Raw genomic sequence first — 26585 nt, forward strand, 5'->3', positions numbered from 1 at the left:
CATTTATCACCAATCATTTTGACATAGTTAACGGCAGTTGAACTGTGAACGTTGTCCAGCCCTGAGAACTGGTAACTTCAATTGTACCTTGGAGATATTCTACTAACTTCTTCACTAATGATAAACCTAATCCTGTACCGCCATGTTGCCAGCGATCGCTTTGAGGAATCCGGTAAAACGGCTCAAAGATTCGAAATTGTTCTTTTTTAGGGATTATCACCCCAGAATTGCTAATTGTGATTTGAAAATAGGATTGAAGATTATCTAATACACCAGATTTAGCATCCTCATTTATGAGACTTTTTGTGGTGTCGATTATCCGAACATTCACCATAATTTGTCCATCAGGAGGAGTAAATTTACAAGCATTGTTGAGTAACTCTGAGACAATTTCGGTCAGGCTAGCCAAGTCTGTAACTAAAGGTGGTAAATTTGGAGGAATACTAACTTGGAAAGTCTGTTGCCTAACCCCAGCCCGTTCCCCAAAATATTCGGCAACGTGAGGCAGCCAAGTTTGGAGTTTAATTGAAGTTAATTCCAACGGATAGACATCTGCATCAATCATTCGCATATACAGCAAATTGTCTACTAAATCTAGTTCTTGTTCACATTGTTCACGCAGGATAGTTAAGTAGTGGGCTACAGATTCAGATGAGGAAAGTGCGTTTGAATTTAAGATACCCTGCCGATCAAGAATATTTTCTAGCGCGGAAATGGTCATTTTGATGTTTGACAAGGGCGTTCGCATTTCATGAGAAGTGGTTGCAAGAAAATCCTCTTTCAACTGGTTCAGCCGTTGGAGTTCTGCTACTTGAATTTTTAATTGTTGGGCACGCTCATCTGCGAGATTGCGTTCTTCAGTTAGCCGTCGTTGCGTGTCGTCCCGGAAAACTAATACGCCTCCTGTAATTACACCACTATTATTTCTCAGGGGAGTAGCGCTATCAGCTACTGGTATGGTTGTGCCGTCTCTAGCAACTAGTAAGATGTGATTGCCTAGATAGATAGTAGTTTCTTGTTGCAGGGCTGTGATAATTGGATTCTGGGTGGGGATCTGAGTTTGTTCATCAACAAGCTTGAACACTTCGGTTAACATTCGTCCTTTGGCTTCATCCCATCGCCACCCTGTCAATGCTTCAGCGACCTGATTTAGATACTTGATGCTTAACTGAAGATCGACTACAATCACTCCGTCCCCCATTCCTCGAAGGATAGAACTTAAAAATTGCTCGCGATCGTAACGATTTAGTGCTGTTTGAATGGCAACGTAGAGTTCTTGCTCCTTGATTGGTTTAAGAATATATCCAAAGGGGGATGTCAGCGTTGCCCGCTCTACAGTACTTCTATCAGAATGCCCCGTAACATAGATAGCAGGAATTTGCAAATTATGCCAGATTTGCTCTGCTGCCTGGATACCGTCCATTTCACCCCGTAATCTGATATCCATTAAAATCAGGTTTGGGCGTAATTCGGTTGCTTTTACAATTGCCCCTTCTGCTGAATCCGCTATATCTAAAACAATGTATCCCAAAGACTCTAAACTTTCTTGCAAATTCATCGCAAGAATATATTCATCTTCAACAATAAGGATTCTAACTGTCTCCTTTGCATCTAGGTTTGATGGGATGCCAATTGTTTTCATACCCGGCTGTTTGTAAAAGTAATTTTGAACTGTGTTCCGTGGTGAGAGTCAATTTCGAGCTTTCCTCTTAGTTGCTTGACTAAACCCTGGATAAGAGTTATGCCGAGTGTTTTAGTTTTGTCGCGATCAAAATTTTCAGGTAAACCAATGCCATTATCTCGAATAATGAGTGCCAAAGTAGACTTGGATTCTTGATAAAACTTAACCTCAATTTCCCCTTTACGATTACCAACAAAAGCGTATTTCAAAGCATTGGAAACCAGTTCATTGATAATCAAGCCACAGGGAATGGCAGTTTCGATGTCAAGGCTAGCATTTTCAACTTGAATCTTCAGTTGAATTTGGTTAGAACTGACGTTGTAAGAATCAAATAAATGAGTTGTTAAATCTGGGATGTATTGAGCGAAATCAATATCAGCAAGGTCTTCAGAGCGGTATAACTTTTCATGAACCAAGGCAATGGAGGCAATACGGTTTTGACTATCGCGCAAAACAGCTGTCACCAGAGGATCTTGTGTACGTCTGCACTGCATTTGCAGCAAACTGCTGACAATTCCTAAATTGTTTTTAACACGATGGTGAATTTCTTTGAGTAATACCTCCTTTTCTTTCAGAGAGGCTTTGATTTTTTCCTGCGTTTGCTTATGCTCGGTGATGTCTTGTTGGACAGCTACAAGGACGCTTCCATACTCAGGATGCTCAAAAATGGAAGCGTTCGCCCTACACCAGAACGGAGTGCCATCTTTTTTAACATTATAAACTTCATAGTTTGCCTCACCGTGTTGCAAGACAGCAGTCCTAATTGCCTGGTTAACTTCTTCAGGTGTATTATGTTCGTCACCGTAGTTGACAATCGACACATGCTGACCGATTAATTCACCAGGTTCATAGCCAAACATCTGCTCAAATTTAGGATTAGCGTAGACAAACACGCTATCTGTGGCATGAATTAGGCAAATTCCCTCTGCCATGTTACGGGTAATCACTGCTTGCAGTTCTAACATTTGTTCAGCGCGTTTGCGATCGCTGATTTCAACTACGACAATGCCTATACTAATGGGTTGATCGGCTTGAGACTGAATCGGAAAGTAGGAAGCTAACCAAGTCCTGATTACACCTGGGAGTTTCGGGGTTTCTCCACTGATTTCCAAATCCAGAATCGGTTCACCCGTTCTCAAGACATGTTGAAAGATTTGCTCCTGCTTTGATGCCACATCAGGAACAATATCCCACGGTCTCTTGCCAATATGCGCGGCTGCGGGAATGCCATTAATTTCTGCTAATGCTTCATTAATCAATGAGTAACGCAGTTCCTGATCCAGAATGGTTATACCAACAGGTGCGTTGTTGATGAAGGTATCTAATAACTTTTGCTTGTGAGCCAGTTCTCGCTCCAAAATCTTCTGTTCTGTGATGTCGATCGCCACCCTACCCACTAGCTTTTGTGCAGACAATCCCAGAATCGGGAACTTATATACCAAGAACTCTCCAAGGCTACCATCTGGTCGGGAAGCAACTTCGATCGCCTCAATTACCTGATTTGTCTGTATAACTGTCTGAATGCGATCAAAATGCTGCCGAGCAATTTCATCTGGATAGAGGTCAAAAATGGATTGTCCAATCACCTGTTCGGGTAGTAATTTAAATGTATGCAGGTATGCTTGGTTTAAGTAAAGTACACGCCCGTCGGAATCAGTGATCCAAGCTAGCACGGGGCTATTGTTCATAAATGCTTGGAACCGAGCTTCACTTTCTTGCAGAGCTGCTTCTGCTTGTTTGCGTAAGCGAAGCTCGTCGTAGACATCGCTGGTATCAATAATTACCCCTAACATCCGAACAGGTTCGCCTGCTTCGTTATAAATGCCGCGCCCTTTCCCAATCAGCCAGTGAACTTTGCCATTGGGATAAATCACTCGATATTCACCTTGAAAATTAGTATGTTGTGCTAGGGCATTTGATACAGCTTGTTCAATTTGGTCAACATCCTCTAGATGAACACGATCGCGCCATAGCTGATAGCTGGCTGTTGTTTCTGGTTCTAAACCTAACAAACGAAAATGGTTGTCGTTCCAGATAACTTCATTTGTTTTAAGATTCCAATCCCAGATCCCGATGTGGTTAAATTCTAACGTTAGTCTGAGTTGTTCTTCACTTCTGGCTAAGGCTGCTTCGGTTTGTTTGCGTAAGCGAAGCTCATCATAGACATCGCTGATATCCCGATGAGTACCAGTCATCCGCAAAGGCTTACCCTGTTTATCTCGCATTACAACTTTGCCATAGTTGGCAATCCATTTGGATTCGCCCGACTTAGTTCGGAGTCGATAATTAAATTTGTAGGGTATTGAATTATCCTTTAAGTGATCTGCCAAGATTTTCTCAACCCAAGGCAGATCCTCTGGATGGACTAATCGCTTCCAGGTACTAAGATCCTGTGGAAGTTCATCGAAACTGTATCCAAGCATTTCTAAATAACGGGGGCTGTAATATACCTCTCCAGTAAGAATATTCCAGTCCCATAAAGCATCCCCAGAAGCTTCTAGTGCTAATTGTAATCTCTCTTCACTTTCTCGAAGTTTTTCCTCAGCTTGTTTGCGTTCGCTAATGTCTCCAAGTGAACCGACCAATCGAACTGGATTTCCTTGCTCATTCCAGATAGCTTTGGCCCGCGATCGCACCCAGCGATAACTGCCATCCTTGCACCGCAGACGATACTCAACGTTATAATCGGCAACTTGCCTAAGCAAATAAGCCTTTTGTGCAGCCATGACTCTGGTATAATCATCAGGATGAATGCGAATACTCCACTCATCATCGCGATCGCTAAATTCGTTAGGTTCATATCCCAAAATTGCGAACCAACGCTCAGACCGGAAGATTTGATTAGTAGATATGTCCCAATCCCAAATTCCTTCATTAGTACCTGCGATCGCTAATTGCCAACGTTCTTCACTTTGACGCAATATTTCTTCAGCTTTTTGGCGATCGCGCAATGCAACTTCCCGTTCGGTGACATCTTGGGCAGTACTATAAAGGCGGATTGCCTCTCCATCGGCATTGAATTCTGGATGTCCAATACCCTCAAAGTAGCGATTAGAACCATCTGACTGGGGTACACGGAGAATTTCTTTGTAAGACTCACCAGTGGCGATCGCTCGCTCAACAACTTGGTGCAATTTCTCCCCATCTTCAGGGTGATACAATTGCAGAATTTCCTGATAGTTTGGCTCAAGAAGTGCGGGTTCTCGATTGAAGAGGTCGAAAAGCCCCTTCGACCAGGTAATTTTGCCACTAGCAAGTTCAAACTCCCAATTGCCAAGGCGAGCAACTTGCTGGGATTCTTCTAGCAGGGCTTGACTTTTGCGTAGTGTTTCTTCAGTGCGCTTGAGGTCGGTGACATCTACCACCAGTCCATCCCAAGCCACACGTCCATCTTTCAACTGACGTGGTGTAGAACGAAAATGAAACCATTTGAGCTTACCACTGGGCGTTCGGATTCGCAGTTGAATATCAAATACAGACAGATTCAGGCATGACTCTGCAACGGCTGCTTCTAGGCGGGGGATATCCTCTGGGAGAAACTGGCGATAAAGCAGAGATGAATCTCTGAGTGCATCTTCTGCCTTGACTTCCATCAGTTTTTCAATTCCCCCACTCAGGTAGGAAAAGCGATCGCTACCATCCAATTCACGGATTACCCGATAAACTGCACCATTAGGCAGATTATCTCCAATCAAGTACAACATCACTTCACGCTCAGACAAGGCGAGTTCTGTTGCTTTGCGTTCAGTGATATCTCGCCCTTCTGGAATCAACAAAACGACTTGACCCGTTTCGTTTTGCAACGGACGCAGTGAAAAATCGATTGTTGCTACTCGGTTATTTGCGCCGAGAACATCAACTTCATAGCGGACAAACTCCCCTTGAACTGCACGAGCGATCGCTTGTTTTAATTGTTCTTGAGTTTGAGGTGAAATCGTCCACCAATGTGCTTCCCAAAAAGGGCGATTAATCACATCTTCAAGCTTAAGTCCGCCAAAACTGAGCGCAGTCTGGTTCGCCTCCAGTAAAATGCCATCTGGCGTTAGCAGTCCTGTGAATTGGAAAGTGTTATCGAAAATTGCCCGGAATCGGCGATCGCTTTCCTGTAGTGCAGTAGTGCGTTCCTCGACTTTGGCTTCTAATTCAGCCTTGAGGGTTTGCAGGTTGTTCTGAAGTTGGGCTTGTTGGATAGCGATCGCTAGTTGCACCGTCAGTTGGTTGAGAAATTCTACCTCAAATGTCTGCCATTGGCGGAAAGCAGAACATTGATGCACAATGAATAACCCCCATACAACTGCTGGAGTCCCTTGGTTCTCTAACAAAATGGGGACAACCAAATTCGCCTTGACTTGAAACTGTTCCAAAAATTGAATATGGCGATCGCTTAAACCCGCTTCGTAGATGTTCGTTGCTGCCCAAATTTTTCCTTGGTAGTATTCTTCTCTTGGGCTTTGCTGAAAATCGGTATCTTCAATTTCAAGTTCCAAGGTTGGTGTCCATTGGGATAAAACCGACTCAGCTATAACTTTACCCTGTATCTGATGAGTAAATTGATACACCAGTACGCAATCAGCCTTGAGTAACTGGCGGACTTCTTTGACACTCGTAGCAAGGATGTCTTGAAACTTCAAGGATTTACGAATATCAAGAGCGATCGCTCCAATTAACTTTTGTTGTTCCTGTAGCTGTTTTAGCTGTTGCATTAGCTGTAATTGTTAGCTTTCAACCTACGTACAAGTACCTCAAGAGTGCTGAGTTCCGAGTTCCGAGTGCTGAGTGGGCAGAGGGGAGAATAACTCCTAACTCCTAACTCCTAACTCAGTACTCAGCACTATTTTGCCCAATGCCCTGAATCAAGAAATCCGGACTTTTTCTTGATCGCAGACTACTATTTTTAGTCGTATAAACGCATAATAGAATAGTGACTGATCTGTTCGCCCCTTTACAATCTCTCAAACAAGGTGACTGGTTCAAGCTGATCTGCGGAGCCAGCTTCCAGCATTTACCGGCAGTCAGAAGTTTAACTTTAGCCTATACTTTGGCGGGCGCTGACTGCATAGATGTTGCAGCTGATCCAGCAGTGATTGCAGCAGCGCAAGCAGGGCTACTTGTAGCCAAATCTCTGGCTACGGATGCCCAAAAGCGAGGCTTTAGCTACAAAGGTAACTCACCCTTTTTGATGGTAAGCCTGAACGATGGAGAAGACCCCCATTTTCGGAAAGCAGAATTTAATCCTACTGAGTGTCCTACAGACTGTCCTAGACCCTGTGAACGGATTTGTCCGGCACAAGCGATCGTGTTTAACAATGTAAAAAATGTAAAAGAAAACTTTTCGGGAGTAATATCAGAAAAGTGCTATGGCTGCGGTCGTTGTATACCAGTTTGTCCATATAGTATAATTGATACAAGTTCATATATGTCAACGCCGGGAGCGATCGCGCCATTGGTAATGTCAACGGGAATAGATGCCGTAGAAATCCATACAAAAGTCGGGCGGTTGACAGAATTTGAGCAATTATGGCAGGCAATTTCACCGTGGGCCGATCAATTAAAGCTAGTAGCTATCAGCTGTCCCGATGGCGAGGGGATGATTGACTACCTAAGAGCAATATATGACCTGATTGCCCCACTCAAGAGTGCCTTAATTTGGCAAACCGACGGCCGTGCCATGAGTGGTGATATTGGCGATGGCACCACAATAGCTGCGGTGAAATTAGGGCAAAAAGTTTTGGCAGCTAAGTTACCGGGATATGTGCAGTTAGCAGGCGGCACAAATAGCTATACCGTTGCTAAGTTAAAGGCAATGGGAATGCTGAAGAGAGCAGGGGGAGCAGGGGGAGATGAGGGAGCAGGGGGAGATAGGGAAGTAAATTCTTCCTCATCCCTCTCATCCCCCTCATCCCCCTCATCCTCCCCATCCATTGCTGGAGTGGCCTACGGTAGCTACGCCCGCGTATTGCTGTCACCAATTCTCGAACAGTTAGAGAATAAGGAGGTAAGTAACACCAATGTGCAAGCGAATCTTCGCCTCGAAGAAAATGACGTATTACTTTGGCAAGCTGTAAAACTTGCCCATTCTCTCGTTTCCCAGATCAAGTCACAGCAGGAGCATTAATTGCTCGTTTCGGGAAATTACCCAGAGCGAGTTCTCCTGCACGCAAATGTCCTCGCTATCTCTAAAAACGTCACCATAGAAAGCATGACGATTACAGACGATCTCCAAAAGTTATTAGACATTTTGCCCCAAGACCTGCAACAAGTACTAGAGAGTCATCCCAAACGAGATAGTTTAGTAGAAGTGGTCTTGGATTTGGGCCGTCGCCCAGAGGCTCGGTTTCCTAATCAAGCTGAGTATCTGAGCGAAGTACCCGTTACTCAAGAACAGATAGATGATTGTATTCAACGAGTTGGAATCTTTGGCGGAGATAATCGAGCAGGAATTGAGCAAACTTTGCATCGGATCAGCGCCATCCGCAACCGCACAGGTAAGATTATTGGCTTGACCTGTCGCGTTGGTCGCGCGGTATTCGGAACCATTGGCATGATCCGCGATTTGGTAGAAACTGGTAAATCGATTCTCATGCTGGGGCGTCCAGGCGTGGGCAAAACTACTGCCTTACGGGAAATCGCCCGTGTTTTGGCAGATGATCTGCAAAAGCGAGTGGTGATTATTGACACCTCCAACGAAATAGCTGGGGATGGTGATGTTGCTCACCCTGCTATTGGTCGCGCTCGGCGGATGCAAGTGGCTCATCCCAATGAACAGCATCAGGTGATGATTGAGGCAGTGGAAAACCACATGCCAGAAGTGATTGTCATTGATGAAATTGGCACGGAACTGGAAGCTTTAGCGGCTCGTACCATTGCGGAACGGGGTGTACAGTTGGTAGGTACTGCCCACGGGAATCAGATCGAAAATCTGATTAAAAACCCCACCCTGGCTGATTTAGTTGGGGGTATCCAAGCTGTGACGCTGGGAGACGACGAAGCAAGACGCCGAGGTTCTCAAAAGACTGTTTTGGAGCGGAAAGCGCCTCCTACCTTTGAAATCGCTGTAGAAATGTTGGAGCGCCAACGCTGGACAGTACATGAAAGTGTTGCTGACACAGTAGATAATCTGCTGCGGGGTCGTCAGCCTACCCCACAAACAAGAACTGTTGATGACCAAGGTAAAATTGCTGTTACAAGGCAGTTAGCTGTTGTCAACGGTCGCGGCGGTGGACAGCTAGCGACAGTGGAGGAATCTTTCGCACCGGCGCGACCGTCTAATGGCTGGCGTTCATCTGGACAAATGGTAGCACTGCCGCAATTGCCTGTAGAGCGGGTAACTGGACGCAGTGAATTTGATCGTTTGCTGGATGAATCCTTCAATTATTCTGAAAGCATTGATTTAGATGCTGTTACAAGAGTGCCAGGACCCAATGGTGAAGATTTGCCACTGCACGTTTACCCTTATGGTGTTAGTCGCCATCAACTAGAACAGGTAATTAGCGTGCTAACTTTGCCCGTGGTATTGACAAAAGATATAGATACTGCTGATGCAATTTTAGCACTGCGATCGCACGTCAAAAACCACGCCAAATTACGCCAAATGGCCAAAGCCCGTCATGTACCCATCCACGTAATTAAGTCCAGCACCATTCCCCAAATTACCCGTGGCTTGCGACGGTTGCTGAACATTGATGACCCAGAGATGGCCGATGACCTAGAATTGCAACTGTTTTTGCACAATGGTAGCGATGATGAGATGGATGCCTTGGAAGAAGCCAGACTTGCTGTTGAGCAAATTGTGATTCCTAAAGGACAGCCAGTCGAATTATTGCCGCGTTCTTCTCAAGTCCGCAAAATGCAACATGAGTTGGTAGAACATTATCGCCTCAAGTCGCATAGTTTTGGCGAAGAACCAAATCGCCGCTTACGGATTTATCCGGCGTAACCTTACCCCTACCCCTCTTCGCTGTGCAAAGAGGGGATGTTACTAGGAGATACTTGATGTCCTATAGAGAGTTTTCTTTAAGAAAAGTAAAACAAGACTTTAATCTCACCTTAGTAGAAGGTGGACGATTTTTACCTCCTATAGAACCAATCTCACCTAGTCTGCTGCTGGCTGAATTTTTAGCAGAAAGTATCCAGCTAGCAATTGCAATGGGTTCTGAGAAAGCTAGATCAGAATTGATTATCAGCCCAATTTTGTTTGAAGTCCGAAAAATTCTCAACAGAAAAATCAGTTTTTTTTCTGGAGAAGAATTTAATGTTGATCCAGAAGTTGGACTGGCTGGATTTTGCGACTTTTTGATTAGCGCTTCGCCAGAACAATTATTTATTGAAGCCCCAGCAGTGGTGATTGTGGAAGCCAAAAAGGAAAATCTTAAAGGTGGTTTGGGACAGTGTATCGCAGAAATGATCGCCGCCCAAAGGTTTAATGCCAAATACGAAAAACCTATTGCTACTATCTACGGTAGTGTTACTAGTGGCAACCTGTGGACATTCCTCAAGTTAGAGGATAGCACTGTAACTATTGATTTAACTGAGTACTTAATTCCTCCAGTAGAGCAAGTCTTAGGTATTTTAGTGTGGATGATTCGCTCACAATCAACTTAAGGTTGGGTTTCGCTTCTAATTACTGTTAATTTACACATGCCAAAAAACCCGATCGCGAAGACCAGGTTTTTGTGGGGCCATATTTCCCCAAGGCTAGTTATAGAAGTTATTTATAAATTAGTGTTCTGGTAATAACTACCAAACTTAGGTTACCAATTTCGGAAAACTGCCGCCCAATTCTTAAAATTTTTTCTTGCTCATACCAATTTTAAAAATGATTGCGGCAGATGGGCAGAAAAAACCCAGATACACTAAGCGGTTTCCAATCTAAAATCTAAAAATCTAAAATCCAAAATAGTATCACCCGTGTGATGCCTGCTCATTGAAATTTAGATCACAACGTCTCTCTGAGAATTTTGCTATTGTTTGCTACTTTAAGATATATGCAAATCATAGAAATTTCTCCATTCCAGGCATTTCGCCGCAGTGTGGTAACGGTGATGCAGGTAGTTCCAAAGGAGCTACGCTATGTGGCAATTTTGACATTAGTGGGTGGTGCAGGCCCAGCGATCGCCATTTGGCTCAACAAGCTGATTATTGATGAGGGAGACAAGGAGAATAAGCAATGCCCAATTCCCCATGCCCCATGTCCCATGTCCAATTTTTATTCTGGTAACTTATATTGCCCAACAATCCGCTTGGCAAACTCTGGAACGTGCGCTTCTAATTTCTCTGGATGATTTCGCTTCACATACAAATAATTCCGAGTAAAGTGAGAATCAATGGAAAACCGCGCATATTCTAAACCTTTGGGGCCGATTTTTTCGATAACCACACCCATCAGTTTTGCTGCCCACATCGGGAGGGTAACGCCTTTATCGTAAGCAGGAATACTTTGCTGTACAGCTTCCTTGCGGTTGCCTTTAGACATTACTGGTTGAGTATCTAACTGGTCTTTCACCAAGTCCAGCATTTCCTTACCAGTATCATTTCTAACTACAATCCACTGCCAGCCAAAGGGTGCGCCCATGTAGCCAACAACTAAATCGGCTAGGGAGTTGACGTAATCAAAGCAACTCATACAGGATGGGGCAAAGACATCTTTGAGTTGGTTTGTCTTCAAGCCAAAGAAAGGTACTGTTTCTGATGAGCCATCTTCATGTTTGAAGTGAACCCGGAAGTCTTGCATGAATTCGTAATGCACAACTGTATCAGGCGATCGGCTGGTGGTTTCTAAGAATTTTTGCAGTCCAGCACGGTTAACATTATCTACGCAGGGCGTACCCAAAACATACAGCTTTTCTAAACCAAGTTGTTTTTCTACGGCTCGTAGTGCCTGAATTTGACAACCAACACCAATTACTAATAGCCGCTTCATCCCGGATTTTTCTATCTGTTCCAACACCGAAAGGTTTGGGGAAAGAGTTGGTTTATTTACCCGCGCTGCTAGTATTTCTTCTGGAGTACGAGCGATGACGGGCATGGGTTGAAAGCGGTCTTCTTTGGTATTTTGCACGCAGACAACACCTTCAACTATGCCGCGATTGAGCATTTCAATGGCAATGCTGCTAACAATACCCGTCCATTGTGCGCCTTCGATAGGCTGTTGTTTCCGCGCTGCCATCATGTCTTGGTGAACACCAAAGTAGAGTTCATCAGGGTTATCGAGATGGCGCGATCGCGTGTGTGTTTCTTCTTCAAGTTCGCCTATTTGCTGATTAATAAAAGCACAGGCTTCCTTGACATAGTGAATATAGTATGTATCACATAGTCCACACTCGCTACAGAGTTCTTTAGCAGGGCGGCGGCTGGTAGATTTTAAGGCTCTGGCTTTTTTGTGAGGAGAAACTGAGGTCATATAAATTTTTTGTTTTATTCAGGAATCGCTTTTATTACAATACCTTCACTGGCTATGAACTTCACGATAGAGATTGGACAACAAGAGGATGGACGCAATAATAAGCAGAAGTGATTGCTTTTCCTGCTGTACTGGCTTACGGGCAGACACGAGAAGGACTACCATTAAGTAAGAAGATTCTTGCTACTATTTGGTAAGACTATGCAAGTTGAAAAACTATCAATTTCCTTACCAGCGTCCCTGGTGCAATTTGTTGAAGGTTACAAAGTAGCCCATGATTGTAAATCTCGCTCCCAAGTCATTGAAATGGCGTTGCAATTGTTGCGAAAACAAGAATTAGAATTAGCTTACCGAGAAGCATCTGCCGAAGTTGACAATGATTGGGATGTAACGATTATAGATGGATTAATAGATGAAACGTGGTGATATTTATTATGCGAATCTCAGTCCGACTGTAGGTTCAGAAATGGATAAACGCCGCCCTGTGCTGATAGTCAGCAATGATGCAAGTAATCGCGCTGCTAGCACAGTAACAATTTTACCACTCACATCCAATGTTAGCCGTGTTTATCCGTTCGAGGTTTTACTTAATCTAGAGGATAGTGGTTTAGCTAAAGCTTCCAAAGTACAAGCGCAGCAGGTGCGAACAATTTCTAAGCAAAGAATTGTGTCAGAGGTGGTAAATAGTTTAAGTGAAGAGTTGATGCAATTAGTAGATGCTGCTCTCAAACTACATTTAGGTTTGGAGTGAGTACCTTTTAGGGCAAACCTCCTTACAATGAAAGTTGGTAATGCGATCGCGTGTGTGTTTCTTCTTCAAGTTCGCCTATTTGCTGATTAATAAAAGCGTAGGTTTGCTTGACATAGTGAATATAGTATGTGTGATAATTCAGCGATCAGTATAATTTATTATGAGTATAAATTTGGTAAACACTAATGTTGCAATCTATTGAAGGAATGTATAAGAACGGTAATATAGAACTTTCAGAATTACCATCTGATGTATTAGAAAGCCGTGTTATTGTAACTTTTCTAGAACGAAAAAAACCTCAAAGTCAAAAGCGGATAATGCAGCTTGGGATGTTTTCTGGAAATAATCAATCAACAGAAAAAGATTTTCAATTTACTGAATTTCATGGAGATACCGAAGACGGCTTAGACTGGTCATAGGTAATTATGAAGTACGTGATTGATACTCATGCTCTCATCTGGTTTCTCGAAGGAAATCCACGATTAGGTGCGAATGCCAAGACTATTCTTTCTAATCCTGATTCCCAATTAGTTATACCAGCTACAACATTAGCCGAAGCTGTTTGGATTGTTCAGAGAGGAAGAACATCTATTCCTTTTGCCAAGAATTTACTAATATTATAGATATTTCTGTGGAATAACTTGCTTGGTGAGCTTTTAGCGATCGCAATACTTGTGATAAATGCGGGTATATCTGAGTTCTGTAAGGTGATGAGTTTAACCAACTAAAAATTTGTACTAATATTTAAACAGATTGTATCATCCTGATGTCAACAGTTCTACAATTGCAAAAGCCTCTATGCAAGCAATTAATCAAGCTTATAAAGAATTTCAGGAACGGGTAATATAAAGTTAGCAGTTTATCGATGCAAGTCAAAATGTAAATTACCCACCACCAATTGCTAAGAGCAATATGGTGGGGGCAATTAATCGCCCAGAGTTTACCCGACTAAGTACTTTGAGTACTACGATTTTCAGGTCATCTCACCTACGAATACGCAGCCAGTTTGTAGCTCTGAGGTTAACAGTTAAACAGGTGTAATGGGTTAAGCCAGTGCTGTTAGCGTAAAAAGCCTTTAAATCATTAGAACAGTAACAGTAATGAACATTGTGTTAATACTCAGTACTTATGTACTTGATATATTCTCTATACCTTATAAGCGGTATTTCGACTCAGCACCTTGATTATTTTTGACCACTCCGATAAACACCCCATGTCATCTGTCAGTAGGGTAAAATATATAACTCTTCAGAAGTATTGACATCTGAACTTTTTCAAGCATTTATCTTGCATATTTTGAAAAAACGTTATAAATTATTAGATTATAGGGGAATAATCTGACCTCTTAGTGTCAAAAACTAATCCTGCTCAAGTAAATATACTGCAACCAGTTTTACTTCATGCAAATCTTAAACAGCACTGAAGATATGTTTTTATTTGGTAAAGCAAAGATTCTGGACATGAAACGGAACAATAAATAATCTAAAAATATATCTTGTGTGACTGTTTTTAAAATCATGTTACCGCTTGCGGTGATGAGCAATAACTAGAATTCACCAAAAGAGTAATCCATTATAAGTAAATTAACTAGTAATAAAGCTGTATGTATCAGCAGATTTATTCGTTATTAGTTGATTAATTTTTTTCCAAATTATATTTGCTATTCAAAGAATTGTTTTTGTTATGCTGAGAATGGCAAAAATAATAAATGAAAACGCATCTACCACAAATTCACAATCCCAATGGAGCTATTCTGGCGATGCACCTAAACGAGTTAGAAACTACTGAAAATTTAAAAGAAGTCGAAGAAGCGTGGCGAACACTAGAAAAATCAATTCTCTATTATCAGGGGCGTCCTGTTGGGACGGTAGCCGCTTATGATGCATCTGTAGAGGCTCTTAATTATGACCAGTGCTTTGTTCGGGATTTTGTTTCCTCAGCTCTAATTTTTCTAATTAAAGGTAGAACAGATATTGTTCGCAATTTCTTAGAAGAAACCTTAAAGCTACAACCTAAAGAAAGGGCATTAGATGCTTATAAGCCTGGACGAGGATTAATTCCAGCTAGCTTTAAAGTTGTATCAGAAAATGGGCAAGAATATTTAGAGGCTGATTTTGGTGAACATGCGATCGCTAGAGTTACACCTGTAGATTCTTGCCTATGGTGGATTATTTTGTTGCGTGCTTATGTAATCGCTACAGAAGATTTTTCTCTAGCCTATCAACCTGAATTCCAAAATGGTATCAGGTTAATCATGGAAATCTGCTTGGCAAATCGTTTTGATATGTACCCAACGCTGTTGGTTCCAGATGGTGCTTGTATGATTGACCGTCGTATGGGCATTTATGGGCATCCTCTAGAATTACAAGTTCTCTTTTACACGGCATTGCGTGCATCTCGTGAACTGTTAATTTGCCAAGGTAATTCCGATATTGTTGAAGCCATTGATAATCGGTTGCCTCTTTTATGCGCTCATATCCGCCAGCATTATTGGATAGATATTAATCGCCTGAATGCAATTTATCGCTTCAAAAGTGAAGAATATGGTAAGGGTGCTGTTAATCTGTTCAACATATATGTAGATTCTGTTCCCTATTATGAATTAGATAAGTGGCTACCAAAAAAAGGTGGTTATCTAGCAGGTAATGTCGGGCCATCGCAGCTAGATACTCGCTTCTTTTCACTCGGAAACTTAATGGCAATCATTTCAGACTTAGCCACTGAAGAACAGTCACAAGCGATTATGACTCTCATTGAGGATCGATGGGATGATTTAGTGGGAGATATGCCAATGAAAATTTGTTTCCCAGCTTTAGAACATGAAGAATACAGAATTGTAACTGGATGTGACCCCAAAAATATCCCCTGGTCGTATCATAATGCTGGTAGTTGGCCAGTTTTAATGTGGATGTTAGCGGCGGCGGCGGTGAAAACTAACAAAACAAATCTTGCACAAAAGGCTATTGAAACTGCTCAAGGACGCCTCAGTACAGATGAATGGCCAGAATATTACGATGGTAAGAAAGGGCGACTGATTGGCAAACAAGCTCGAAAATATCAAACTTGGACAATTACTGGGTTCTTATTAGCAAAAGAACTGATGGCAAACCCCACTTATTTACCATTAATCAGCTTTGGTAAATTACCAGCAGAACAGGTTTCTAGAGCATGTGAGTTTGAAATCGCTAGTGTAGACCCGTATCTGTCTCGATAGGGAAAGAGTACAGACGCGATTAATCGCGTCTGTACAGGAGTTAGAATACAAAAGCCTTCTGACTCCTGAATCTTGTTTCCATGACAAACCCCCGTCAACTAGCTTTTATCGCCCTGCGAGATGTTCACAAGGGGGCTTATGCTGATGTTGCCCTAGATAGAGTGCTGCAAAAAGTTAATTTGCCTGATAGCGATCGCCGCTTGCTGACAGAATTGGTTTATGGGAGTGTCAGAAGGCAGCGCACTCTTGATACTCTCATCGATCAATTTGCTAAAAAGAAATCTCACCAACAACCACAAGACCTCCGCACCATCTTACATCTGGGTTTCTACCAACTGCGTTATCAACAGCGTATTCCCGCCTCAGCTGCTGTTAATACTACCGTCCAGCTAGCAAAAGAAAACGGTTTTTCTGGACTCACGGGTTTTGTTAACGGTCTATTACGCCAGTATTTAAGACAAGCAGGGGAGCAGGGGAGCACAGGGGTAGAGGAGAAAAACTCATCACTCCCCCAGTCCCCAGTCCCCAGTCCCCACTCCCCACTCCCCGATTTTGATCCGCTACAACTTCCCGAAAACCCAGTGGAACGCTTGGGTATTTTACACAGCTTTCCTGACTGGATTATTCAAGTTTGGTTAGAACAACTGGGTTTGGCTCAGACAGAACAACTGTGTGAATGGATGAACCAATCACCAACAATTGACTTGCGTATCAACCCACTTCGTACTTCCATCGAAGAAGTTGAGGCGGCTTTGCAATCTGTTGGTATTTTGGTGAGACGGATTCCTGATTTACCCCAAGCTTTACGATTGATTGGTAGTGCTGGGTCAATTCAAAAACTACCTGGTTTTAAAGAAGGTTGGTGGACTGTACAAGATAGTAGTGCCCAATTGGTAAGTCATTTGCTCGACCCCCAACCCGGTGAGGTGGTAATTGATGTCTGTGCCGCACCAGGGGGTAAAACAACCCACATTGCTGAGTTAATGGCAGATAAAGGGAAAATTTGGGCTTGCGATCGCACTCCTTCTCGTCTTCGCAAACTCCAAGAAAATTCTCAACGGCTGAATTTACAATCTATTCAAATTTATACTGGTGACAGCCGCCACTTCAACCAATTCCAAAACACCGCAGACCGCGTATTATTGGATGCTCCATGTTCTGGGCTAGGAACTATGCACCGTCATGCTGATGCTCGTTGGCGACAGACACCAGAATCTGTCCGGGAACTTTCGGTGCTGCAAAAAGAATTAATAACACATACATCAACTTTTGTCAAACCTGGTGGTGTATTAGTTTATGCCACCTGTACATTGCATCCAGCAGAAAACGAAGAAATAATTTCGACATTTTTAGCTGAGTCACCTCATTGGCAAATTGAGTCTCCAAGCGGCTTTGAGTTGCCTGCTTCTGCATATAGCACCCCTCAAGGTTGGTTTAAAGTCTGGCCCCATAAACAGGACATGGATGGCTTTTTTATGGTGCGCTTAAGAAAAACCAATAATTCCGAGTGAATACTGTTTGGGATTGTACGATTTGGTGGAGGCCTGAATCTACCAGACGAGGCAGCAATGGTTACCCCTTCTAATGTCAAAAACTTAGTTAAAATCCTGATTGGAGCCGCCTGGATCGATGGCAGAATCCAACCAGAAGAACGGCAATATCTCCGCGAAATAGCTCAAGCAAAAGGTTTGGCTAACGATCCAGAAATTAAGCCTTGGCTGTACGAATTCGTTCCTGTACAGCCAAAAGAATGCTATGACTGGGTGCGTGAGTATTTAGGCGATCGCCCCAGCCATGAAGATTGTGAAAATCTAATTGAAGCCATCAGTGGCTTAATTTATAGCGATGATGAAGTTGCCGTCGAAGAAGCTAGACTACTGATCCAATTGCAGGATGTAGCCAAGCCGAATGACTCAACTCAACCGGCTCACACTGCACTTCTCAAACAAATTCAAAAGCTTTACCGTCGTTGGGTTGAAGTGCAAAACTAATCATAGTCAAAAGTCTATAGCCTAATAACTAATGACTAATGACTAATGACTAATGACTAATGACTAAATTATGACTTCGGATCACCCAGACCCGGAGTTTCTTCTTTATCAACCTTAGGCACAAAATCAGGACGCTCTTTGCTTTCCCAACCTGCGGGGCGTTTCGAGTTGTACCAAGCTATTGAACCAATGGTTACAGCAGCAATAAAACCAACGACATACACCAAGGTGAAAGCAAAAGGAAAATGAGTCCCATCTGTTGCAATTGAATCTGCTGCCTGCATCAGTATATGCATGAGTATATTCTCCAACGTTAAGTAACACTACTTGACACACTATAGAATGAGCGTATCACTTAACATCCCTCTGGAGTTTAGTTTCAGCAGCTCCATATTGCATAGAAAAGAGGATGCAAAGCAGGGGAGGCAGGGGAAGCAGGGGAAGAAAACGAAGGACTAATGCCCAATGCCCCATGCCCAATGCCCACTCTTCATTAGTTAGAAGGTCTAAGTCTATCCCGCCAGGATGGTTGTGATGAAGAATCTGAAGAACCAGAACTATTTGTCGGAGAGGAAGATCGCCCACTTCTTCGAGGCGGGGGAGAAGAATCAGATTCTACTCTTCTGGAGCGCCGCCGTCGTGGAGTGGATGACTCTGAAGAAGAGTTATTGGAACTTGATTCTTCGGTGCGTAGGCGTAGCCCGCCGTAGGCATCGCGTCTTCTCCGTCTTGGGGTATAATCGCTCGATTGCTGTTCTTCTTGAGAATAGCTCCTCCTCCTACGTCTCCTAGATGACCTACTCTCTTCAGAATTTCTAGCACTTTCTCCTTCTGAGTCATCATCAGAGGAAATAGAACGATTCAGCACTTGTTTGGGCTTGATGGACTGGGCTTTTATAGTGCCTTTACGACCTTCTAACTTGGGACGTTTAGGAAACTTTTCTACAGGCATCCCTTCTGCCGCTTTCTCCATAAATTCGTGCCAAGTATAAGCAGCACTACCACTACTGCCGTATGTCGGGCGGTTGTCATCGTTACCTAGCCAAACCCCTGTCACCATTTGGGGAATGTAGCCAATAAACCATAAATCACGGGCTTCGTCGGAAGTGCCAGTTTTGCCTGCAACTGGTCTATTACCTAATTGAGCAGCAGCACCAGTCCCCTCTTCTACGACGTTGCGTAACATCCAAGTCATGATGGCGGCACTGTCAGCGTCAAGGGCCCGTTGTGGCTTGAAATTAGCTGACCAGATCACCTTGCCTTGGCGGTTAAGGATGCGAGTAATACCATGAGGTTCTGTGTGCAATCCCTGAGTTGCAAAACTGCCATAGGCACTAGTCAATTCCAACAGATTGACTTCATTTGAGCCGAGAGCCAAGGAGTAGGTGGGCTTGAGTTCAGATTTTATCCCCATATCATGGGCAAGTTTAATCGTTGGCGTAAATCCCACATCAATCAACACCTTCACCGCAATAATATTAATAGAGCGGGTGAGGGCATCTCGCATGTTCATCGAACCCCGAAACCTTTCACTATAGTTTTTCGGTTCGTAGCCGTCTACAACAAAGGGTGCATCTTCATAGCTATCGTAGGGGCTTTTACCGCTAGCGATCGCAGTGGCATATACAAACCCTTTAAATGTCGATCCTGGTTGCCGTTGTGCCTGAGTAACTCGATTAAACTGGTTTTTACCAAAATCTTTTCCCCCAACCATTGCCTTAATTTCACCGTTGCGGGGGTCAATGGCTACCATTGCTCCTTGCTTAAAGTTCTCCCAGCTTCCTTGATTTCGCAGGGTTTTGGCAACCGCCTCTTCTGCAACTTTCTGCCAAGTCGGGTTCAGCGTAGTTTCTACTACTAATCCTTCACTTTTTAGCACGTTAGAAGAAACGTACTTCGGCAATTCTTTTTGGATGTAGCTGGTAAAGTAGGGTGATTCTACTTCCAGCCGCTTGGGTAAACTGGTTTTGAGAGTTAGTGGTTCTTGGACTGCTGCCTGCCTTTGTTCTGGCGTAATTATTTTATCTTCTTGCATCCGTAGCAATACTAAGTCCCGCCGCCGTTTCGCAGCTTCGGGATTCTTGTCTGGAGCGTATAAGCTAGGAGCAGGTGCTAATCCAGCAATCGTTGCCATTTCCGCTAAAGAAAGCTGATCTGGCGTTTTACTAAAATATACCCAGGATGCATCTGCCACACCATAAGCTCCACCTCCCAAATAAACCAGATTTAGGTAGCGTTCTAAAATCTGATCTTTGGTTAATTCATTTTCCATTTTTTGTGCTAGGCGGACTTCCTTGAGTTTGCGCCAGATTGTCTGTTCTTGTTTCAAAAACAGAATCCGCGCAAGCTGCTGGGTGATAGTGCTAGCACCTTCAACCACACCTTGCGATCGCAAATTATTCAAACCGGCTCTAGCAATACCTTGAGGATCAAATCCGTTGTGTTGCTTAAATCTTCTATCTTCTGAGGCAATGAAAGCTTTTTTTAAATTATCTGGTATTTGTTCTAGCTTTAGCTGTTCTCTTGCTGTTTCACCTTGTTGTTGTAATACAGTTCCATCGGCGGCTTTGATAGTCAGTGTTTGCTCTCTAACCACGGCATTCAACTCTGCCTGATCTGGCAAAGTCCGATCTATTAAACTGATGCCGTAGATAAAAGCAACTATCCCACCACCTACACCCAAGCCTGCCCAAAACCAGATGCGACGATAGAGTGGTTTACCACGAGTTGCCTGATTGGACTTCATCCTAGAGGGTAAAATTTTCATTTGCTCGGTAACTGCCTCGTCTGCGCCAGATATGCTGGTGGTGAGCTTCTCATTTGTTCCTCCTTGTCCAGAGTCACTCAAATTAGTTGGTCTTCGCTTGAACCAGGAGGTAAGCTTCCCCACGTCAGTTCCTCGCTCAAAATAGTAACTGTATAACCACCATCAATCAACTTTGGGGTTAGTTCACCACCATTGTGTTAGTATAATATCCTATAAATAATTAACTAAAATCACCATAAAATAATGTTTTTTAGATTTTATAATTTAGTTTTGTAAAAAGATTGCAATTTTGATATCTCAAGTTATCGGCATTTTCTGTAACAGGTGTGCCGAAGTATTCGCAAAGACAGCCCCAAAATAGCTTACTTAAGGAGAGTGCGATGCTTAAGGCGAGGTACGCCGAAGCAAAGCCAAGCAGAAGCGCCGTTGCCCTTGGTAGTAATATCGGCGATTCACAAACAATTTTAGAAGCAGCTATAGAAACTTTAGCTCAAACGCCAGGTATTTTCTTAGAAGCCAGATCCAATTGGTACCAAACCAAAGCTGTGGGGCCACCACAGCCCGATTACCTAAATGGCTGCGTCACATTGCAGGTAGAAATATTACCGCAGCAGTTATTAGAAATTTTGTTAGGAATTGAACAACAATTTGGGCGTGTGCGTCAGGAACGCTGGGGGCCACGAATCCTAGATTTAGATTTGTTATTATTTGATGACATTATTCTGGATACACCAAATCTCCAGATTCCGCATCCACGAATGCGGGATCGGGCCTTTGTGTTAGTACCACTGGCAGAAATTGCCTCAGATTGGATAGAACCAGTATCCGGGTATGTTATTAAAGAGCTGCTGAAAGAGGTAGACTGTTCTGATGTACATTTATTGATGGGCAATTAAAAATACCATCCTTAAACGCAGAAGAACGCTGATTTCACCTCTGTATTCACAGATAATCAGATTTTATTATGCCATTAGGTAGAGAATTACCACAATTACTAAGACAACGCCTGTTTTATAAAGGACGCAAATTTGATTTTGAAGTTAATCGCTTGCGTTTGCCTAATAAATCAGAAGGAGAATGGGAATGTATTCGTCACCCTGGTGGCGCTCTAGCTGTGCCAGTGACGCCAGAGGGTAAACTTGTTCTCGTGCGTCAGTATCGTTTTGCAATTCAGGGACGAATATTAGAATTTCCGGCGGGAACTGTGGAAGCAAATGAAGAACCTTTAGAAACAATACAGCGTGAGATTGAAGAAGAAACTGGCTATAGTGCCAAAAAATGGGACAAATTAGGCGAGTTTTTCTTAGCACCCGGCTATTCTGATGAAATTATCTATGCTTTTCTGGCGCGAGATTTAGAAAAGCTGGAAACACCGCCACCACAAGACAAAGACGAGGATATCGAAACTGTGTTTTTGACTCCTGAAGAATTAGAGAAAGCGATTCTGGAGGGAGAGCCGGTAGATGCTAAATCAGTTTCTAGCTTTTTTCTAGCGCGTCCATTTTTAATTTAATCCGAATATGCTGCTAGAGTTAGCGATTGCAGATGCTTACGGTGCAGGCTTTGAATATGCTGACGAGATGCTCGTTAACAATGATTTGAGTCGATACGTGCAACATCCGCGTTTTCGACTCAATCCTGGCATCTACACCGACGACACCCAGATGAGCATTGCCATTGCTGAAGTAATTGTTGCTCAAGCACCGTGGACGGTAGAAGTTTTAGCCGATAGTTTCGTTAGAGCCTTCAAACGTGATGAGAGAGAAGGTTATGCTCGAAGCTTCTACCATTTTCTGAGAGAAATTCAAGATGGGGAAGAGTTTTTAACGAAAATTAACCCTGAGAGTGACAAAAGCGGGGCGGCGATGCGTGCAGCCCCCATTGGCATCTATCCGACACCAGAAAAGTTTCACACAGATGAAAAAAAACCCAGCTTTTAACAGTGCCGGTAAACTGACTGCTCTTTTGTTCCTGATAACTCTCTTTCTCACGCCTTGTGTGATTGTAAATGCAGGTGAACGTGGTGTCTTGATGAAATTTGGTGAAGTACAAAACCAGATATTAGGTGAAGGACTTCACTTAATTATTCCTGTAGTTAATACTGTCAAAAAATTGAGTGTTAGAGTTCAAAATCAGGAAATATCGGCGGAGGCTTCTTCTAAAGATTTACAAAATGTATTCACTGATGTTGCTCTAAATTGGCATATTGTCCCCCAGGAAGCAAATGCCATTTTTCAAGAAATTGGAGATGAACAAGATGTAGTTATTCGGATTATTAACCCGGCAGTTGAAGAAGTGCTAAAAGCAGTAATGGCAAAGTATACTGCTGAAGAAATTATTACTAAACGAGGAGAAGTTAAAGGTGGAGTGGATGATGCTTTGTCCACACGATTGGGTAGCTATCACGTTGCAGTTGATGATATTTCTCTTGTTCATGTCCATTTTTCAGAAAGATTTGGTGAGGCGGTGGAGGCGAAGCAGATTGCCGAACAAGAAGCAAAACGAGCAGAGTTTATTGCACTGAAAGCAACAAAAGAAGCTGAGGCAAAAGTTAATTTAGCAAAAGGAGAGGCTGAGGCGCACAGATTATTACGTGATGGTTTAACTCCCGAAATTCTGCAAAGGCAAGCAATAGAAAAATGGAATGGTAAGCTGCCATTAATTGTCAGCAAGGAGGCTCCAAAATTGTTTAATTTAAGTGAAATTTTAAAATTTGATAAAAATTGAGATTGCTGGGAGCAAGGGAAAAGAGGCTTTGCCGATTTTTGCACAAATACGGTAATCATAAGTGATTAACCGAACTTGATATAAGCATAAAAATTCTTCGCCTGTTTTTTGCTTAAATCAGCAAATAAAACGATTGTCCTATCTACCCGACTAGTCCAGAAACAGATATGAACGCACCACGCATCCTACTTAAGATTTACTTTATAAATACATAAATAATTTTTGAGATAGTGCTTCATCTCTTAACATAAGCTTATCAATAATTAAAGATAAAACTTATGCTTAACCACATCATAATTTTTAGGTTTAAGGCTAAATAATTGGCAGTAGACATAATTAAACGTAACTATATTTTTATCATCTTTTACACCTAATGCCTTATAGCTCATACCTTATGCTTCTTTATAAATAGTGATATTTATTTATCCCTATGTATACAACTTTGTATTTGTAACTCTAAGACTGAGATTTTGCTATTAGTTTGACAATTACTTCATATAAATTTCATAAAAGTGTTTTTAGTTTTATAAGGAGCGCTTTTTAGATAAAATTAACTACTAAAATAAGGGGGATTTTATTTATGCGTTTTTTTCAGTTTTCAGGGATTCTTGCTTGTACAACAGCAGCTTTTATATCAATTGCACCCATAGAGGTAGAAGCTGCAACTTTTAAAGTGATATCTGGAGTCACTAGCATTGATCGTGACCACGAGGATATTCTTAGAAGTATCGGACTAATCTTGACAGGCAGTCATAATACAGTCACACCAATTCCCAGAAATTATTTGGTTGGCTTTAACATAGACTCAGCCAGCAACTTTACGTTCAGCGATGAGGGCGGTTTTACTCCGCTTTCAGGGACAATTGAGAATACTGGGACTGTCACCTTCAACAATCAAATTACTATTGGTGATTTCTCAATTGGTTTTACTCCAGGACGTACCGTTAAAGATGCTAGTGGATTTGTTTTAAGAGACACATATTCTTTAAATACAATTTTGTTTGATTTGAGTCTTCCAGAACCTGTGGCATTTGATAATCAAAATTTAACCATCCCTGATGTTAAATTGCTGGTTTCTCCAGAGTTTGCTAATATCCTGCAAAAACCTGAATTGACAGGTTTGTTTGCTGGAACTGCCCGAATTGATGCTGAAGTTGCTGCCGTACCTGAAGCTGATAGTGTATTAGCAGTTTTGGCAGCAGGTGCGGCTGTGTTGGCAACTAGGTTTTATACTCGAAAAATTAAATACACTTGATATCTTGCAGCATTGCTAAATGCTTATTAACCGGTGCAAGTGTATTTGCAGCAATCAGTCCACTGGCGGCGACTGCTGGTAAACCAATGCCGGGAAATGTCGAGTCGCCACAGCACATTAGTCCTGCTAAAGGTGTGCTAGGCCCAGGAAACATCCCACTTCCAGCCTGAATTGCTGGGCCGTAAGAACCTTGGTGACGGCGGAGATAACGCTCGTGAGTTAGAGGTGTACCAACAAGTGTGACTTCGCAACGAGAGCGAATATCTGGAATGATTCGCTCTAAACCTTGCCACATTACTTCTGCACGCGATCGCTTTTTTTCAGCATATTCTTGGTTCTTTCTATCCATTCCCTGCCAGATAGAGTATGGCTCATTACCAGGAGTATAAACATGAATTACGTGCTTACCTGGTGGCGCTAGGGATGGATCGAGAACTGAAGGGATGGAGATAACTACAACATTCTGAGGTGCTGTTATGCCCAATTCCCAGTCATTAACCACGATGTAATGACACCGCAAATTTGACTGTAATCCTTGAGCATCAATGCCTAGATGTAGATGCATAAAGCTATCACACTCAGGCGTTGCTTGTCGTTTAGCGCGGTACTGTTTGGGTACTGCCTTTTCTGGTAGTAACTTCAGTGTGTCCCAAACCGATGCATTAGAAATTACTGCTAGGCTTGCGCGAATTTCGGAGCGATCGCGCAGACGCACACCCACCGCACGATTCCCTTCTACAATCACTTCTTCCACATGAGCGCCCAGCATCAACTTCCCGCCGTGACGCTCCAATCCTTGTACAAGGGTGTCAACTAAAGCACCACTACCACCAATGGGATATTCAAGTATTGCATCTGGTCGATACCAGTCCGCAAACATAAATCCTACCTCTGCGGCACTAGTGCCATCTGCGGGCAATCCAGAAAGTAAAAAACACAGCAAATTCAGCCAATTTCGGGTAAACGGGTCTTTAACAACGCCATCCATAATCCGGCTGAAGGGGCCTGTCAGCTTAATTATATTCGCCAGATTTTTTGTCAGAGATGGGATAAATGGGCCCACAGTTCTAGCTGCACCAAAATCAAAGCGTAATGCTGCTGGTGGTATGGAAGTTGCTGCACTAGCGAATGGTTCCATAACGCGCTGGAGTTCTTGCCATTCGGCTACAGCATCATGTCCCCGGAATTTCATTAGCACCTCACAAAATTGCTTTGCACCAACCGACGTATCAAAATCACCTTCTGGTACACAACAACCCCAAGTATCATAGGTTACGCATGGTAATTCCGAGCCAATTGCATCTAAGACTTGCCGCAGAGGGTTGGCAGAGGGGCTGTAAGACAGTCCAGAGTAAAGAGACGGGCCCGAGTCAAATTTGAAACCATTGCGCTCAAAAGCATGAGCAGCGCCTCCAGCAATGGAGTGGCTTTCGCAGACTATTACATCAAAGCCATACCGTGCCAAAACAGCAGCACAACTCAAACCGCCAATACCGCTACCAATGACAACTACATCTGTAACTTGCATATATGTTTGCAACAATAAACTAAAACAGTTGGGGAAACTTGGATAATATCATTCGCTCCTCCATCCATAAACCGATCTAATTGGTTAATATCATCACAAATGATGGACATTAAACCGCCAGTGCCGGGTTCTTCAAATTAAAGGGTTGATTCACACAGACTAATGAGAAGCTTAAACTAGTAACTGAGTTTGCCCAAGCTAAAGTAAAACTTCTTACCCAGTACTAGGTACTGTGGATTAGAGAAGGAAGACAAGGAGAAAATAATAACTCT

General features: G+C 42.9%; 22 protein-coding genes. 16 read left to right on the forward strand and 6 right to left on the reverse strand.

Features of this window, described 5'->3' with window-relative positions:
• Nucleotides 1-13: 13 nt before the first annotated feature.
• A complete protein-coding gene (locus CDC33_RS22905; RefSeq protein ID WP_109010862.1) occupies nt 14-1642 on the reverse strand; it encodes a hybrid sensor histidine kinase/response regulator in 1629 nt (542 codons plus the stop codon).
• Nucleotides 1639-6384, reverse strand: a complete 4746-nt coding sequence (locus CDC33_RS22910) for a PAS domain-containing protein (protein WP_181374108.1) — start codon at nt 6382-6384, stop codon at nt 1639-1641. Before CDC33_RS22910 ends, CDC33_RS22905 begins: the two co-directional genes overlap by 4 nt.
• A 218-nt stretch (nt 6385-6602) precedes the next feature.
• On the opposite strand from CDC33_RS22910, the gene ldpA reads away from it, so the two are divergent.
• The 4 genes from ldpA (at nt 6603) to CDC33_RS22930 (ending at nt 10962) form a co-directional block, all read left to right on the forward strand.
• A complete protein-coding gene (gene ldpA, locus CDC33_RS22915) occupies nt 6603-7796 on the forward strand; it encodes a circadian clock protein LdpA (RefSeq protein ID WP_109010863.1) in 1194 nt (397 codons plus the stop codon).
• Nucleotides 7797-7880: 84 nt separating this feature from the next.
• Complete coding sequence (locus CDC33_RS22920; protein WP_109010864.1) at nt 7881-9617, forward strand: R3H domain-containing nucleic acid-binding protein; 1737 nt, start codon at nt 7881-7883, stop codon at nt 9615-9617.
• Nucleotides 9618-9673: 56 nt separating this feature from the next.
• A complete protein-coding gene (locus CDC33_RS22925) occupies nt 9674-10282 on the forward strand; it encodes a hypothetical protein (RefSeq protein ID WP_109010865.1) in 609 nt (202 codons plus the stop codon).
• Between the two features lie 383 nt (nt 10283-10665).
• Nucleotides 10666-10962, forward strand: a complete 297-nt coding sequence (locus CDC33_RS22930) for a hypothetical protein (protein ID WP_109010866.1) — start codon at nt 10666-10668, stop codon at nt 10960-10962.
• On the opposite strand, the gene CDC33_RS22935 is transcribed toward CDC33_RS22930, so the two are convergent.
• Nucleotides 10887-12080: a Coenzyme F420 hydrogenase/dehydrogenase, beta subunit C-terminal domain gene (locus tag CDC33_RS22935; protein ID WP_109010867.1), complete on the reverse strand. Its 1194-nt coding sequence runs from the start codon at nt 12078-12080 to the stop codon at nt 10887-10889. The two genes, CDC33_RS22930 and CDC33_RS22935, sit on opposite strands and share 76 nt — an antisense overlap.
• A gap of 201 nt (nt 12081-12281) precedes the next feature.
• Here CDC33_RS22935 and CDC33_RS22940 point away from each other — a divergent pair, with 201 nt between their 5' ends.
• The 7 genes from CDC33_RS22940 to CDC33_RS22970 all read left to right on the forward strand — a co-directional run bounded on the left by CDC33_RS22940 (nt 12282) and on the right by CDC33_RS22970 (nt 18036).
• The gene (locus CDC33_RS22940; protein WP_109010868.1) at nt 12282-12506 is read left to right on the forward strand and encodes a ribbon-helix-helix domain-containing protein; all 225 of its coding nucleotides are present in this window, start codon (nt 12282-12284) and stop codon (nt 12504-12506) included.
• The gene (locus tag CDC33_RS22945) at nt 12493-12831 is read left to right on the forward strand and encodes a type II toxin-antitoxin system PemK/MazF family toxin (protein WP_109010869.1); all 339 of its coding nucleotides are present in this window, start codon (nt 12493-12495) and stop codon (nt 12829-12831) included. Before CDC33_RS22940 ends, CDC33_RS22945 begins: the two co-directional genes overlap by 14 nt.
• A gap of 185 nt (nt 12832-13016) precedes the next feature.
• Entirely contained in the window at nt 13017-13250 is a 234-nt protein-coding gene (locus CDC33_RS22950) for a hypothetical protein (RefSeq protein ID WP_109010870.1), read from the forward strand.
• A 6-nt stretch (nt 13251-13256) separates the two neighbouring features.
• A complete protein-coding gene (locus CDC33_RS22955; RefSeq protein WP_244919323.1) occupies nt 13257-13454 on the forward strand; it encodes a type II toxin-antitoxin system VapC family toxin in 198 nt (65 codons plus the stop codon).
• A 1136-nt stretch (nt 13455-14590) separates the two neighbouring features.
• Nucleotides 14591-16045 (forward strand): glycoside hydrolase 100 family protein, encoded by a 1455-nt coding sequence (locus CDC33_RS22960; RefSeq protein ID WP_109012679.1) that lies wholly within the window; start codon nt 14591-14593, stop codon nt 16043-16045.
• Between the two features lie 80 nt (nt 16046-16125).
• Nucleotides 16126-17556, forward strand: a complete 1431-nt coding sequence (locus CDC33_RS22965; protein ID WP_109010871.1) for a 16S rRNA (cytosine(967)-C(5))-methyltransferase — start codon at nt 16126-16128, stop codon at nt 17554-17556.
• Between the two features lie 57 nt (nt 17557-17613).
• Nucleotides 17614-18036: a tellurite resistance TerB family protein gene (locus tag CDC33_RS22970; RefSeq protein ID WP_109010872.1), complete on the forward strand. Its 423-nt coding sequence runs from the start codon at nt 17614-17616 to the stop codon at nt 18034-18036.
• A gap of 68 nt (nt 18037-18104) precedes the next feature.
• Here CDC33_RS22970 and psb35 read toward each other — a convergent pair whose 3' ends face one another.
• Nucleotides 18105-18332, reverse strand: coding sequence for a photosystem II assembly protein Psb35 (gene psb35 / locus CDC33_RS22975; RefSeq protein WP_100902670.1), 228 nt, complete (start codon nt 18330-18332; stop codon nt 18105-18107).
• A 197-nt stretch (nt 18333-18529) separates the two neighbouring features.
• Nucleotides 18530-20803: a transglycosylase domain-containing protein gene (locus CDC33_RS22980; RefSeq protein WP_439956640.1), complete on the reverse strand. Its 2274-nt coding sequence runs from the start codon at nt 20801-20803 to the stop codon at nt 18530-18532.
• A gap of 380 nt (nt 20804-21183) precedes the next feature.
• On the opposite strand from CDC33_RS22980, the gene folK reads away from it, so the two are divergent.
• The 5 genes from folK to CDC33_RS23005 all read left to right on the forward strand — a co-directional run bounded on the left by folK (nt 21184) and on the right by CDC33_RS23005 (nt 24785).
• On the forward strand, nt 21184-21699 hold the full coding sequence (gene folK, locus CDC33_RS22985; RefSeq protein WP_109010874.1) for a 2-amino-4-hydroxy-6-hydroxymethyldihydropteridine diphosphokinase: 516 nt from the start codon (nt 21184-21186) through the stop codon (nt 21697-21699).
• A 68-nt stretch (nt 21700-21767) separates the two neighbouring features.
• Nucleotides 21768-22316, forward strand: coding sequence for an NUDIX hydrolase (locus tag CDC33_RS22990; protein ID WP_109010875.1), 549 nt, complete (start codon nt 21768-21770; stop codon nt 22314-22316).
• 7 nt (nt 22317-22323) lie between these two features.
• The gene (locus CDC33_RS22995) at nt 22324-22743 is read left to right on the forward strand and encodes an ADP-ribosylglycohydrolase family protein (protein ID WP_244919324.1); all 420 of its coding nucleotides are present in this window, start codon (nt 22324-22326) and stop codon (nt 22741-22743) included.
• Nucleotides 22721-23530: a prohibitin family protein gene (locus CDC33_RS23000; RefSeq protein WP_109010876.1), complete on the forward strand. Its 810-nt coding sequence runs from the start codon at nt 22721-22723 to the stop codon at nt 23528-23530. Before CDC33_RS22995 ends, CDC33_RS23000 begins: the two co-directional genes overlap by 23 nt.
• A 580-nt stretch (nt 23531-24110) precedes the next feature.
• Nucleotides 24111-24785: a hypothetical protein gene (locus CDC33_RS23005; protein ID WP_109010877.1), complete on the forward strand. Its 675-nt coding sequence runs from the start codon at nt 24111-24113 to the stop codon at nt 24783-24785.
• On the opposite strand, the gene CDC33_RS23010 is transcribed toward CDC33_RS23005, so the two are convergent.
• Nucleotides 24772-26313: a phytoene desaturase family protein gene (locus CDC33_RS23010; RefSeq protein WP_109010878.1), complete on the reverse strand. Its 1542-nt coding sequence runs from the start codon at nt 26311-26313 to the stop codon at nt 24772-24774. The two genes, CDC33_RS23005 and CDC33_RS23010, sit on opposite strands and share 14 nt — an antisense overlap.
• Between the last annotated feature and the right edge of the window lie 272 nt (nt 26314-26585).

This window comes from Nostoc commune NIES-4072, assembly GCF_003113895.1.
In the GTDB taxonomy this organism is placed as follows: Bacteria; Cyanobacteriota; Cyanobacteriia; order Cyanobacteriales; family Nostocaceae; genus Nostoc; species Nostoc commune.